Origin of the sequence: Marinobacter sediminum (assembly GCF_023657445.1) — a bacterium.
Taxonomy (GTDB): Bacteria; Pseudomonadota; Gammaproteobacteria; order Pseudomonadales; family Oleiphilaceae; genus Marinobacter; species Marinobacter sediminum_A.
In genome coordinates this window covers 3094424-3108314 of the sequence record NZ_JAGTWY010000001.1, presented here as the reverse complement: position 1 = coordinate 3108314, position 13891 = coordinate 3094424, and the positions used below count along the sequence as shown (strand labels likewise).

The window sequence follows — 13891 nt, the reverse complement described above, 5'->3', positions numbered from 1 at the left end:
AGCATGACCAATTTCGCTTTCCTGCCCAAGGACTTCAACGAACTGAGTCAGGCTGCCACGCTGGCGGAAGGCCATATTCTGGGTGATCCCCGCGCCGCCTGTTTCCATGCCCGTTTTGCGCTGGAAGCGGCTGTGCACTGGCTTTATCGCCATGATGCCAGCCTTCGCATGCCTTATGACAATAAGCTCGGCGCGCTGCTGCATGAGCCCACCTTTATGAACCTGCTGCCGGAGGCAGTGTTTCAAAAGGCGCGGGTAATACAGAAGGTGGGAAACATCGCCGTCCACCAGACCAAGCCCATCGAAACCCAGCACGCCATGCAGGTGGTGAAAGAACTGCATCATGTCTGCTATTGGCTGGTGCGAACTTACACGCCGTCGGCACCCCGCGAAGGCGCTGCCTGGCGCGATGACCGTGTGCCGCGGCCACTGGACAAATCTCAGGTCGTTCCCCGCACAGAACTGAAAGCGCTGGAAGAAAAGCTCGCTGCCCATCATGAAGCTGCGCTTAAGCAACAGAAAGAGCGGGATGCGTTGGATGAAGAGCTTCAGGCACTTCGAGAAGAGTTGGCGGAACTGCGCGAAATGCGGGAGCAGGAGCCGGATACCCACGATTACTCGGAAGCCGACACCCGCCGTTACCTGATTGACCTGGAGCTGCACCGCGCCGGCTGGCCGCTTGAACAGAAACGCGACCGGGAATACGAAGTCACCGGTATGCCCAACAACAAGGGCATTGGTTATGTGGACTATGTGCTCTGGGATGATGACGGCAAGCCGCTGGCGGTGGTGGAAGCTAAGAAGACCACGGTGGATGCCACCGCGGGCCAGCAGCAGGCCAAGCTCTATGCGGATTGCCTGGAGCAGATGCATGGCCAACGCCCGCTGATTTTCTACACCAACGGGTACGACACTTGGCTATGGGATGACAAGGTCTATCCTCCTCGCGAGGTGGCAGGTTTCTACAAAAAAGACGAACTCACCCGGCTGATTCGTCGCCGCGAGAGTCGCAAGCCGCTGGATGTGGCGGCTATCAATACCGATATTGTCGAGCGCTATTACCAGAAACGGGCCATCGGCAGCATTTTCGAGCAACTCAAAAACGCCCAGCGGAAGGCGCTTCTGGTAATGGCGACCGGTACCGGCAAGACCCGAACGGCTATCGCGCTGGCAGATGTATTACAGCGTGCCAACTGGGTCAAACGGGTTCTGTTTCTGGCTGACCGGGTGTCGCTGGTGAATCAGGCGGTGAATGCATTCAAAGCGCATCTGCCGGAATCCAGCCCAGTGAACCTAGTTACCGAGAAGGACACGGAAGGCCGGGTGTACGTGTGCACCTATCCCACGATGATGGGGCTGATTGATGCCAATCGCGGTAGCGATACGGACGAGGCGAGGTTTGGGGTCGGTCATTTCGACCTGATTGTGATTGATGAAGCCCATCGCTCGGTCTACCAGCGCTATAAAGCGATCTTCCAGTATTTTGATTCTATGCTGTTCGGCCTTACCGCTACGCCGCGCGAACAGGTGGATAAAAACACCTATGACCTGTTCGATCTGGAGCAGGGCGTGCCGACTGACGCCTATGAGCTGGACAAGGCGGTCAGCGATGGCTTTCTGGTGCCACCTCGGGTTCAACAGGTTGATCTTCGGTTCCCCAGAGAGGGCATCGATTACGACTCATTGAGTGATGAAGAAAAAGCTCAGTGGGAAGAGTTGGAGTGGGGCGACGCTGAAGACGGGTCCGACATCCCCGAGCGGGTCAATGCGTCTGCGCTCAACAACTGGTTGTTCAACAAGGACACTGTCGATAAAGGGTTGCAGCACCTGATGGAGCATGGCCATCGGGTAGAAGGTGGTGACCGCCTCGGTAAAACGATCATCTTTGCACGTAACCAGGAACACGCAGAATTTATCGAAAAGCGCTTCAATCACCATTACCCAAAGCATGCGGGCCAGTTCGCGCGGGTGATCTCCCACAAAGGCAAGTATGCCCAGAGCCTGATTGACGACTTCTCGCAGAAGGACAAGCCACCTCACATTGCCATTTCCGTCGACATGCTGGACACCGGCATCGACGTGCCCGAAGTGGTGAATCTGGTGTTCTTCAAACCCGTGTACTCCAAGATCAAATTCTGGCAAATGATCGGGCGAGGCACACGCCTATGCCCGGACCTTTATGGGCCCGACCAAGACAAGCAGGACTTTCGGATATTCGATTTTTGCTACAACTTCGACTTCTTCCGGGAGAACCCTCAGGGCATCGAAGCGGGCAACACTCCCTCATTAGGAATTCGACTCTTCCGCGCCCGTGTTCAGTTGCTGAAGCAGCTTCAGGAGGCTGAAGAGTTTGATCCTGAACAGGCCGTCACCGGGCACCTCATTCAGGATTTGCACGGTGAAGTGAGCGCCATGAACACGGAAAACTTCATTGTTCGCATGAAGCAGCAGGTTGTTGAGCGTTTTAAGGATGCAGATGCCTGGTCCGAACTGAGCGATGAGGATCAGATGGTTCTGGCAAACGACGTTGCGGGACTACCATCAGAGCTGGATAGCGATGACATCCGTTCGAGAATGTTCGATCTCACTGTGTTGCGCATGCAGACCGCACTGCTGAATTCAGACGCGTCGACGTTTGAAAGCAACCGCAACAAGGTGATTGAAATCGCGATGAAGCTGGAAGAGAAAACGGGCATTCCAGCAGTGAAGAACCAGCTCGATTTCATTCAGGCGGTGCAAAGTCCCGAGTTTTGGGAGGGCATGGACGTTCCGACACTGGAGGATCTTCGCCTTCGTCTGCGGGGCCTCACCGCGTTCCTCGACAAGAAAGAACGCAAGATCGTCTACACGGATTTTCAGGACGAAATCATCGGCGTACGAGACGACCCGGTCGTGGATATCCCCAAGATGACCAGCGTTCAGTTCGAAAAAAAGGTGAAGGATTATCTTCGTAGCCACCTTGACAACATCGTGATTCAGCGCCTGCGGAAAAATCGCCCGCTGACTGAGCAGGACTTAGAAGCCCTTGAACAGATGCTCATCGATCTGGGTGAGGATGATGGCAAGTCATTGTTGTCTGGATTGCTGGAGCGTTCAGGCGCGCCCTCGCTCCCTTATTTCGTCCGCAGCCTCGTAGGCATGGATGAGGCAGCGGCGAAGGAGGCATTTGGGAAATATATTTCGGATACCAGTCTGACGGCGCCCCAAATCCGTTTCGTTGAAACCCTCATTGAACAGCTCGCATCGCGGGGAGTGATAGAGCCCTCCGCACTCTACGAACCGCCTTTTTCGTCAATTCATGCTGGGGGGCCAGAAGAACTGTTCGCCGGGAAAGATCGGGTGATTGACGGAATCTTTGATGCGCTGGATCGGACGAAGCCAGTCTCTGGCGACGCGGCGGCGGGTTAGGACTGTCCGGGAATTTTCAGGAGCGCAAACATGTGTAATGCATGGAACCATCCACCTGAATGTCAATGTGGATGGGGCGGTAAGGGCCATGCTGGTAAGCGCCAATTTGGCTCGGACTATAATCAGTGGGTGCCGCCACTGGATCTGTCGAAAGAGAGCTTCACGCTTCCCAATGCTTCTTGCCCAGTGTGTGGCGCCCTTGTATTTTTCTATAAATCTCCAGATGGCGGACGAGTATTTTTTGACGAACTTGGGCCGCCCTGGCCAAAACATCCGTGTACGGATTCCACGAGTATTCCAGCGAAGCTATCGGTTGCAAAACTAAGCCTCCATGAAGAACGTTCCGCATGGGAAGATCAAGGTTGGCGGCCCGTCCAACTTCGGTATGTCTCGGAAATTGACAAGTTTTTCTCGCGCTTACATTTAATTAAAGATGGTGTTGAAACAAATTTATACCTGAGAAAGTCCTCACTTACTCGATACGGTAAAAAGATATCGATTCAGGCCCATCTTCCGGCTCACATCCGAGAAACCCGCGAGGACGTCTTTGAGCTCTCAATGCTGGACAGCTTTGCAAGGCCTGTCCTGATGTCCTGCTTTGCCAACTTGGCCCTAGCCAGAGACAGAGAGCCGACACCAGTCCGTAAGTCGGGGAAGAAGCGAGTAAAACAACTTCCTCCAGCCCCAAAGACTCAGAAATTTACGCTAAAACGGAAGCGCCGTTCGGGTTCAAGGAGGGGATGAAAAGCGCGATCGAAAAAGGTCGAAGATGAACATTCGCGGAGTTCCAGGAAATTCACTTTTAAACAAAAGCGAACATTGATGCCTCTCATCCAACTACGACCAAAACGACATGGGCGTGAGTAACTGCCAGGAACACTGAAAATAGAGCGGGGGACAGCACCGTGTCTGTCCGCACACAAAGGTTATTCCAGACTGACGGCTGTAATATCTCCGCCTCGGCCTATCCCAACGGAAACCGGGAATGACACGAAGTGGAAACGCGTTGTGACGTTGTCGTCATGTATGGCAAAGCCGAAGGTGTAGGTGTTGCCGCGCTCCAGGGCGATGTCGTCGCTATTGCCAGTGTCCAGCGGCCTGATCCAGGTCACAACCCAGTTGCCGTCCTCCCACTTGCCTCTAATCCGCGTATTGTCCGCCGCCGACCCGCGAGCGTCGACGCGACTCAGAAGCCGGCCAGGAAGTACGTCGCCCTCCCGCCAGTCGGCGTCGGGGTCATACAGGGTAGCGTTTTCCTCGCGGATCAGGGCCGCTGGCTTCGGGACACTCTCGATGTCCGCTATGGTGAGAGATTTCCTGCCCACTTTCTCGGGATCAAACATGTATTTGGGGATCATGGAGTCGCGATCAACGTTCCAGGAGAACGGGTTTTGGCCTTCGTCAAAAAGGCGGTATCCGAGCACATAGCCATCGTCTGCCATGTCAACCGGGTTGCTACGGGCCGCTCGCCACTGCATTAGTTCCAGAAACACTCCTCGTTCCTTGATCTGCGCCAGAACCTCCGCTGGCTTGACCTTGTCCCAGCTTGCGGATGCGTCGGTACGCGAAACCGGAATATATTTGCGCACGTCCTTCCGACCCAGACCACCGTCGCCCAGATACGGGTGAGAACGGACCGTTTCGGTTGTAGGTTCGCCCGGCATGTCCCGCATGCCGTTGTGGCAGCTGAGCCAGCACCCCTGTTCGGCAAAACGTTGCACATCACCATCGTCGATCATGACCGCAAGACGGTCTTCGTACAGGGGCGGTTCCTGTCCCTGACGAACACGCTTCGCAGACCGCGGACCGCCATAGAACGCCCATGCCTGACCATCGTAACGCATATAGTTGTGCATTATGCCGGGCCGATCGGCTTGCGTCCGCCAGTTGAATCGGAGGTACAGGTTTTCCTCATCGTGGGCCGCCTGGATAGCCAATCGCAGTGACCCTTTCTTGCCTTCGATGGGATTGGGTTCCAGCTGGCCACCTGAGACGATATCTTTACCCATGCTCTGTTCGTCGCCATTGTGGCACCGCGTGCAGCCGGTGCCACGTCCCACCTTACGCGCACCGGGGTGTTCCTGGCTGTGCAGCCACTGAAAACTCGATTGCCCAGGGTAGAACAGCGTAATCTCTTCAACCGGTAACGACTTCCAGTCGATGGAGGGGGTTGTGTCAGCGAGAGCTGAACTTGCCAGCCAGATCGTAGCGATAACAATTACGGTGGAATTTCTCAATGAAGTCGGAAACATAGCGCTTTCCCTGCAAGATATGAGAGGTCCGGCGAGACCTTTAATGTGCCCTTAAAACCTTTGCTCATTCCAACAACAATAGACCTAATTTGTCCAAAACGCGGGTTAATAGGGTTTGCGGTGAGTCTCGGCTGTCGGAACCCTACCTCCGAATACAAGATTAATTATCTGCGTCCTGCTATTGGCAAAAACTAGTGGCCAAGGCAACAGGCATTTCGTCGAGAAAGAACCAAGCTGTCTGCCAGTGCAACGTTGTTGCGATTGGGGATGGCGGGGAGCTCATAGTTGCTGTTGACCAAGTTACTATAGTCAAGGCTGGCGCAAAGATATAACCATGCCAGCCACGGCGACGGCTACTGCATTGTGGCTTCGCCTCCATTCTGTAACCGCGTGCTGAGCGGCGTTATCCCTAAATCTGAATGTCCGCTTTGCGACCAGGCCGATCTCCCTAATCTCCTAAACAAAAGCGAACATTGGCATCGCACTGAGTCCAAGCCAGTTTTCCTGGCTCAAGCCTAAAGAACATCCTTTCTGGAGCTGAGGAATTGGTTTAAACATGAGCTTCTGTGAGGGCTTTTGGCCGGTAAAGATGTCTGTTGAATTTATGGGCATATAATGGAAAACACCTGAAATCCGCAGAATGCTTGCGGTTTAATTTGCACAGAAAAGCCGCGCGCACACTTTTGACAAAGCCCGAGTTCGCAGAATCGTGGAAAGGCAGCTAGTATCCCTTTGAAATGGAATAGAAATTCGCACTGTGATTTGGTTCTAGATTGAAAGAACCGACTGGGTTTAGTGCGAGTCCAAACTAATAAGCTATTACTTTGGGGGTTGCCTCGAATCGCACAAAGCCCGGAGAGCTTAATGAAATACGTTCGTAACATAAGTGGGGCGTTTACAGGCGGAGCCTTAGGCGGGCTTTTGGACAGCTTCAATATCTGGTTTATGGGAAAGGTAGGGTTATCAGACCTTATTGGTATTTCAATGAAACCAGATTTCACCGCACCTTGGTTGTATCAGCGAATGATCTGGGGTGGGTTGTGGATGCTGCTATTACTAATACCCGTTTGGAAAGATCGCACCATATTACGTGGCATGGCGGCTAGTATCTTTCCTTCAGCAATGGTGCTGCTTGTTGTTTTTCCTTCAATGAACAAGGGTGTACTGGGTTTGGAGTTTGGCATCGCTATGCCAATGGTTGTGATCACCTTGAACTTCATTTATGGGATATTTTCAGCTTACTGGTATGTGGCGACTTGCTCCAATCAAAACCATAAATAACAAGTCAGGTCAGCGGCCCGGTAAGACGCACCGCTGCTTTCGGCGTTATAAGTTATTACTATGCATTACGTTTATTTGAATAAAAACGAATTATCTGACATGAGAGAGCGTGCCCTTTCCGAATCTCATGATTAGGAAAAGAGGAGGGCGTTCATTAGGCTGCCCTAGATGCAGCGGCTGCCACCAAGCGTGCGCCACCTTTTTTCAACATTCAGCAAAACAATGTATTTGGGCACTGGCCCTCACGACGCTCCCACTGAACAGTCGTATGCTGGATGCCAAAGTGCTGATTCAGCATTTCAGCGGCCTCACTGATCACTTGGTCGTCACTCTCGGGGTCGGGTTTCACCAGGTGAACGGTTAGCGCGTTTTCGGTGGTACTCAGAGCCCAGATGTGGAGGTGATGGGCCGATATTACTCCTGGCAAGCTTTCAAGACGTTCATGGACAGCCGAAGGATCAATCCCTTTGGGGACGGCATCTACCGCTAGGTTGACGGAGTCTTTCAGCAACTGCCAGGTGCCCACAAAGATCACAACGGCAATAACGAGACTCACAATTGGATCTATCCAGGTCAGGTTGGTGAACATCAATATCGTGCCGGAGATCACGACGCCGACCGACACTGCGGTATCTGCGGCCATATGCAAGAAAGCGCCCCGGATATTGATGTCCCCTTTCTGCCCTTTGAGAAAGAGCATCATGGTTGCGCCGTTAATCAGTACCCCAATGCCAGCCACGATCACCACGGTCAGCCCGGCGACGTCGGCAGGATCTGTCAGGCGCTGAATGGCTTCCCAGGTAATACCACCGACAGCGGCGATCAGAATCAGAGCGTTAAACAGGGCCGCCAGAATCGTGGTTTTCTTCAGGCCATAGGTCTTTGCGTTGGTTGCCGCTTTGCTGGCCAGCCAACTGGCTGCCCAGGCCATGATCAACCCCATAACATCGCTGAGATTGTGGCCGGCATCAGCAAGCAGCGCCAGCGAGCCGGATATAACCCCGTACACTGCTTCGATGACGACAAACAGGATGTTGAGGAACACAGCAATCGCAAAGGAGCGGTTATGGGTGTCGAAATGATGGCTGTGGTCGTGACTGTGATCGTGCATTTTTGCCTCTATCAATGATCAACAACGATGCTGGCGTAGCTATGAACCCTTTAGCAACTACAGGGTCAAGGGCTTGCCACTGATTTGCGGTACGCTGAGCGTAACCCTACTGATCGCGTGTTTTACCCAGCACCTCTGCCAAGCCTTCGGGCACCGGCATGGGTGCAAACGCGCTGACATTTGCGCGACCGGTATTTCCGACCGGAACCCAAATTCGGGAAAAGACCAGGGCGGCAATGGTTCGAATTGACTGCCCCAGCACTTCACGAACGTCTCTTGTCCGCCACCCTAGTCTGAGCATTCGCAGATGGGTTGCAGCGTGCGCCAGAGCAAATTTCTGGCTGAGGATATGGGCTCGCTCAAGGTGAGTGAAGGCTGTCTGGAAATCGCCCGCCCACTCCGCAATGCGTGCCGCTTCAAGTTCCGTAAGATAGGACGCCTTCAATTCACTGTGCATTGATGTTTACTCCCCATGGAGGGCCAACGACGGGCCAATAATCGAACACCTGACCCCGAAAGGTTCAGCCTTTCAGTGCCAGTATGCGTTTGGCACCCATCAATACGATGGCACCAACAATTCCGCCAATAATCAGATCTGGGTAGTTGGACCCGGTCCAGGCAACGAGCAGCCCCGCAAGTATTACCCCCAGGTTGATGACCACGTCGTTGGCTGAAAATATCCAGCTGGCTTTCATGTGAGCACCGCCTTCACGATGTTTGGCGATCAGGAGAAGGCAACTGATGTTGGCAACGAGAGCAACAGAGGCGACAGTCATCATCATTAACGATTGGGGATCACTGCCAAACAGAAAACGCCTGCCAACTTCAATCAGTACACCGGCGGCAAGAATAAGCTGAAGAACACCAGCAACATGCGCAGCCCTGACCTGCATTTTGATGCCATGCCCAACAGCGTAAAGCGCGAGCCCGTAAACCGCAGCATCAGCAAGCATGTCTAGCGAGTCTGCGATCAAGCCAGCGGACTGGGCGATTAGGCCCATCGTCATCTCGACCAGAAACATCAGAGCGTTGATTGCCAGCAGTATCCATAAAGTGCCGGATTCTTCGCTTTCGTTGGCTTTAGACGATTCAGCCGCTCTGACGGATTCAGCGCTGGCGTCTTCTGTCCTCTGCAAGGAAGCGCCCAGGCCCAGGTTTTCCAGTTTGCTGGTAATAGGACCGGTTTCTCCATGGTGGATAATTTCCAACGTACGACCCGATAAATCGAATGACAGCGACTGAATGTTTTCAACGCCAGTCAGTGCCATTCGAATCATTCGCTCTTCCGAGGGACAATCCATTTTGGGTATTCTGTAGGTGCTTAGCTGGCTACCTGTTTCGGCGGTGGCGCGTCCCTGAAACTTGTCATCTACGACAGAGTCTTCACTGCCACACTGCCCATTGCAGGGTTTGCTCATTTTCTCGGCTCCGGTTCTCGTGCAAATGATGCAATTTAAAACCCTGTAGCTACTACAGGGTCAATGACTAATCTACTCTAGTAGTCGTCAAAATCGGCGTTTGTCTGGATAAAGATCTACAATGATAAGTGCGATGGTGTGGACGTCTAATTTTATTTCGAGGGTAAACTTTATGATTTCATTTAAAGGACTTACAGCAACCGCTGCGTTGTTGGTTTTTCCTGCATTCGTACTAGCGCATGGTGATCAAGGCTCATGGCAAGGGCATGGTCCTGGCATGATGATGGATCAGGAGCAAATGCAACAGATGCACCAGAACTGGTCCCACATGAATCAGCTGATGCAACGCATTCCTGATGAAGCTTCACCGCAAGAACGGCAACGATTGATGCGAGAACACAGGGAGGCGATGCAAGAGCAAATGGGTTTTATGCATCACGGTATGATGGGCCCCGGCATGATGCGTGGACAAAACGGCATGATGGGAGGTCAGCATATGATGAATGGCGGCCAACCAAAAAATGGTGATGGTCTGACTACCGATCAAAAAATTCAGATGATGCAGGAGCGCATGGATCAAATGCAGCTGATGATGGAGCAAATGCTGCAATACCAGCAAAATCTAAAGGTAGAGTGATCGAGAAGCCTTCAAATACTTTTACTTAACAGACGCGTAGTATCTGGCGAGTTTGATAGGCTGACGTTTGTGAAAACGGCGCAGTAGCTGGGTTTCAGTCGCAACGAAATCCGTGGCCTGTTACGGCTGGAAGATGGCGCTCTGGGCGACCACTTCGAATGTTCGCTTTGCGACCAGAGCAACCCCCGTAACTCAGCTAATCTTAAATTTGAGTCCCTCCGCATCATCATTGGCCGAATGCTTCAACCTGTGGCTGGGTAAGCCTGAAGCACTCGGTGACTCCGATCACGCGAGCGCAACCCCACCAGTATCAGCGGCACCACGATCATCGCACTGCCCACCGCAAACCAGAGATCGGGCATCTCGTTGAAACCTATCCAGCCAATCAGTACCGCCCAGATCAGGCCAGTATATTCAGCGCTGGTGACCTGGTTGGCATCCACCTGTTTGTAGGCCAGCAATACGGTGATGTTGTAGCCCAGGATAAATACCGCTGAACCTCCAGCGCTGATCAGTATGCTGCTGTCCCAGGCGGCGCCTTCCCAAAGTGCCAGGGCACCGGCAGCGGGGATGATCAGCAGGTAGTTCAGCAGCAGTTTATGCACCGTGCTCTGCTCTTTGGGCAGTTTGCGAACCATGACGGCGTTGATGGCCAGGGTAAGGGCAGCTGCCAGAGCTGCGATGGCGGCCCAGTTGAACTCTACCGGCCGTAGTATCACCACAATTCCGCTAAACCCACTGAACACAGCGATTACGCTCATTGTTGACAGCTTTTCCTGAAAGATGAGCGCGGCGAGAACCATGACGAGTATCGGCGCGGCGTAGAACACGGCGTTGGCGGTCGCCAGTGGCAGATTCGCCAGTCCAATAACCATGCACAAAAGGCCAACCAAGTGGATGTGAGCGCGAGCGGCGTGCACTTTAAGTCCGGTAAACAGGTGTTTGCGGTTGAGCTGGCCTGCCAGCGGCAGAAGCAGGAGCAGGGTGATGACACAGCGCAGGAACGCAAACTGAAAAATCGGTGCGCCAGGCTCCATCAGTTTGATAAAGACATCGGAGATTAATGCCATAGCATTGCCAATAATCAGCAAAAGGATTGCGCTGTTGACTGTTTTTCCTGACATGGTGCCTCCCCGGGCGTCTGGGCGTCGAAGGGTCAAGCCGAATCGCGCCTTGGTGAATGTGATTTAGTGCCGCTTACTGTCAGAAAATCCGATTCACTACAGCGGACTGACAAAAGCCAAAACGAGCCAAAACAGCCCGAATCTCACGTTAAAATTGTGAGGCGCTTATCCTGATAGGACGAAAATAGCCGCCCAAGCCCTGGTGGCTCTGGCCTGGAGCAATACCACGCTTCGTGAGATCGAATCTCAATCTCGAATTGGACTGACATCTGGTGATGAAGTCTAATGATCAGTTACTATCCGATAAAATGATCTTTATTTCATAGGCATTAGAAAATTAGATAATGAAACTGCCACCCCTGAAAGCATTGCCGGTCTTTGAGGCCGTCGCCCGACTCAACAGTTTTTCGCATGCCGCGGAAGAACTGGCGGTCAGCCAGAGTGCGGTCAGTCATCAGATCAAACAGCTGGAAACCTATCTGGGTGAGAAGCTGTTCTGGCGCAGCGGCCGCACGGTCACGCTGACCGACGAGGGCCGCCAGTATCTGGACGGCATCAGCTCTGCACTGCTGCAGATCGAGCGGGCCAGTGAACAGTTGCTTGGCCACGAAGAGTCACGCCTGCGCCTGTCCGTGTTCAGTTCCTTCGCGGTGCGCTGGCTGGTGCCCAGGTTGCCGGATTTGCAGCGGTTGCATCCACAGATGGAGCTGGCCCTCGAAATGAGCATTGTGAGCCCCGTGTTGTCTGACCGGGTGGCGGACTGTTTTATCACCATCCACAAGGACTCGCCGGCCTACAGCTATGAACTGCTTTATGTGGAGCGGCTGTTTCCGGTGTGTAGCCAGGATTACTGGCAGAAAATACGTCGGGAGCTGGGCCGGGAAGGGGCAGACGCTGATGATGTACCTTTGTCCGTAGAAGACATATCAAAGTTTCCGCTGTTATCGACCCACAGTATTTTCGAGAAAGCTGCAGGCGACTGGGAGGCATGGTATCGCGCGGTGGATCAAAAGATTCCACAAGGCGTGAGTATCCAGCACTTCAGTCATATGTTGCTGGCGCTGGAGGCAGCGCGCTTCCACCAGGGCATCGTTCTGACCAACGACTACATGCTCAGTACCCGTAAGGACTCTGAGGACTTTGTGCGTCTGCCCTGTCATCCGGTGATGACCGGCGACCAGTTCTATTTTGCCTGGAAAACCAGTCGGCGCAGCGAACGGGGGCTGCAGCTGCTGCGGCGATGGCTGGTGGATGAGGCTATCCGGGGTGGCCTGCGGGGCGAGTGAGACGGAACGGCCCGGAACCTTCAGGCATGAATCAGCGTTAACGTCATTGAGTTCAATCCCGTGTTAACTTAACGGAATCGCCAGACTTTAGGAGTTGATACATTATGCAGTCCATTCTGATGTTTGCCCTTTTGGGTGTAATGATTGGTACAGCGCCGGCGATGGCCAAGTCACCTCATGGTGATCAGCAGCTGCCGCCGGGCCTGCAAAAGAAAGTGGAGCGTGGTCAGCCACTACCGCCGGGCTGGCAGAAAAAGCTGAACTATCGGAAAGGTGATCATTTCGACCGGGAGTTGTTGCACTACGGTGATATCCACGACATCGGCGGAAACCGTCAGCGGGTAGAGGTCGAGGATCGTGTCTATACGATCATCAAGGATACCCGCGAAATCATTGATATTCTCGACCAGTAACGTCAACGGTGACCCTGTTAGCCGTTTTCGAGGGCTTCCCAGACCTCGATAGCGGCGGCAAGGTCTTCCAGTGAGGCACCCACGGATTTGAACAGGGTAATGGCCTCTTCATTCGTGCGCCCGGGCTTTGAGCCCCTCAGCAGCTCTGCCAGTTCGGCCCGCAGGCCTGTTTCATCAAAGGCACCTTCGTTAATGGCCTGAAGCACGTCTCCGGCCTCGCCCATGGCACCGGCGTAGGTATCCACGAACACCTCGCTACGGGCCAGGCACTGGCTGTCGGTCTCTCGCATGGTTGGCCGGAACGCGCCCACCAGATCCAGATGGCTGCCGGGCTGCAGCCATTCCCCCCGTACCAGTGGCTCGGTGGACAGGGTCGCACAGCTGATGATGTCTGCCTCCGGAACGGCGGTTTCCAGATCATTCACTGCCTCACAGTCAAAGCGGTCGCGGAAACGATCAGCCAGCGCTGCAGCCTTTTCCGGATTACGGCCCCAGATCCGCACCTTGCGGATGGGGCGCACCGTGGCATGGGCTTCGATCAGCATGGGCGCCAGCTTGCCGGTGCCTACCACCAGCAAGGATGAGGCGTCCTGGCGTGCCAGCTCACGGGCGGCCAGCGCAGAAGCCGCTGCGGTCCGCCGGCTGGTCAGCGCACTGCCGTCGAGACAGGCCAGGGGAGTGCCGTGCTCGCCTTCACACAGGACATATAGGCCGGAGATGGCTGGCAGGCCGGCGTTGGCATTTTGTGGGAACACGTTGACCATTTTCATGCCGATATACCCCGCCGGTTCCCAGGCGGGCATCAGCAGCATGGTGGCCTCCCCATCCGGACGGTGCATGGCGTGATGGTGCCGTGGTGGCGCTTCCACGCCCTGACGGAAAGTATTGGCGAGACGTTCGATCAGTGCCGGCCATGACAGGGCGCCAGCTACCTCCTGTGCAGAAATGACACGCATAATGT

General features: G+C 54.1%; 11 protein-coding genes. 5 read left to right on the top strand and 6 right to left on the bottom strand.

From position 1 onward, the window contains the following. The first annotated feature begins 3 nt into the window (after nucleotides 1–3). A complete protein-coding gene (locus KFJ24_RS14675) occupies nucleotides 4–3408 on the top strand; it encodes a DEAD/DEAH box helicase family protein (protein WP_250831830.1) in 3405 nt (1134 codons plus the stop codon). A 926-nt stretch (nucleotides 3409–4334) separates the two neighbouring features. Here the strand turns inward: KFJ24_RS14675 and KFJ24_RS14670 are convergent. Further along, a complete protein-coding gene (locus tag KFJ24_RS14670) occupies nucleotides 4335–5660 on the bottom strand; it encodes an ethylbenzene dehydrogenase-related protein (protein WP_250831829.1) in 1326 nt (441 codons plus the stop codon). Between the two features lie 864 nt (nucleotides 5661–6524). Here KFJ24_RS14670 and KFJ24_RS14665 point away from each other — a divergent pair. After that, nucleotides 6525–6941 carry a hypothetical protein gene (locus tag KFJ24_RS14665; RefSeq protein ID WP_250831828.1) on the top strand — a complete coding sequence of 139 codons (417 nt, stop codon included), beginning with the start codon at nucleotides 6525–6527 and terminating at the stop codon, nucleotides 6939–6941. Nucleotides 6942–7152: 211 nt separating this feature from the next. Here the strand turns inward: KFJ24_RS14665 and KFJ24_RS14660 are convergent, their stop codons facing one another. The 3 genes from KFJ24_RS14660 to KFJ24_RS14650 form a co-directional block, all read right to left on the bottom strand. After that, entirely contained in the window at nucleotides 7153–8052 is a 900-nt protein-coding gene (locus tag KFJ24_RS14660; protein WP_148608179.1) for a cation diffusion facilitator family transporter, read from the bottom strand. 106 nt (nucleotides 8053–8158) lie between these two features. Beyond that, nucleotides 8159–8509: a DUF3703 domain-containing protein gene (locus KFJ24_RS14655; protein ID WP_250831827.1), complete on the bottom strand. Its 351-nt coding sequence runs from the start codon at nucleotides 8507–8509 to the stop codon at nucleotides 8159–8161. Nucleotides 8510–8573: 64 nt separating this feature from the next. Continuing rightward, on the bottom strand, nucleotides 8574–9470 hold the full coding sequence (locus tag KFJ24_RS14650; protein WP_250831826.1) for a cation transporter: 897 nt from the start codon (nucleotides 9468–9470) through the stop codon (nucleotides 8574–8576). A gap of 172 nt (nucleotides 9471–9642) precedes the next feature. On the opposite strand from KFJ24_RS14650, the gene KFJ24_RS14645 reads away from it, so the two are divergent. Next, complete coding sequence (locus tag KFJ24_RS14645; RefSeq protein ID WP_250831825.1) at nucleotides 9643–10107, top strand: DUF4175 domain-containing protein; 465 nt, start codon at nucleotides 9643–9645, stop codon at nucleotides 10105–10107. A gap of 242 nt (nucleotides 10108–10349) precedes the next feature. On the opposite strand, the gene KFJ24_RS14640 is transcribed toward KFJ24_RS14645, so the two are convergent. Then, nucleotides 10350–11231 carry a DMT family transporter gene (locus KFJ24_RS14640; protein ID WP_250831824.1) on the bottom strand — a complete coding sequence of 294 codons (882 nt, stop codon included), beginning with the start codon at nucleotides 11229–11231 and terminating at the stop codon, nucleotides 10350–10352. Nucleotides 11232–11575: 344 nt separating this feature from the next. Between KFJ24_RS14640 and KFJ24_RS14635 the strand changes: the two genes are divergently transcribed. Together KFJ24_RS14635 and KFJ24_RS14630 are read left to right on the top strand one after the other, a co-directional pair. After that, nucleotides 11576–12517, top strand: coding sequence for a LysR family transcriptional regulator (locus tag KFJ24_RS14635; RefSeq protein ID WP_250831823.1), 942 nt, complete (start codon nucleotides 11576–11578; stop codon nucleotides 12515–12517). Between the two features lie 104 nt (nucleotides 12518–12621). Continuing rightward, nucleotides 12622–12930, top strand: coding sequence for a hypothetical protein (locus KFJ24_RS14630; RefSeq protein WP_250831822.1), 309 nt, complete (start codon nucleotides 12622–12624; stop codon nucleotides 12928–12930). Nucleotides 12931–12947: 17 nt separating this feature from the next. Here the strand turns inward: KFJ24_RS14630 and KFJ24_RS14625 are convergent, their stop codons facing one another. Beyond that, entirely contained in the window at nucleotides 12948–13886 is a 939-nt protein-coding gene (locus tag KFJ24_RS14625) for an ornithine cyclodeaminase family protein (RefSeq protein ID WP_250831821.1), read from the bottom strand. Nucleotides 13887–13891 lie beyond the last annotated feature (5 nt).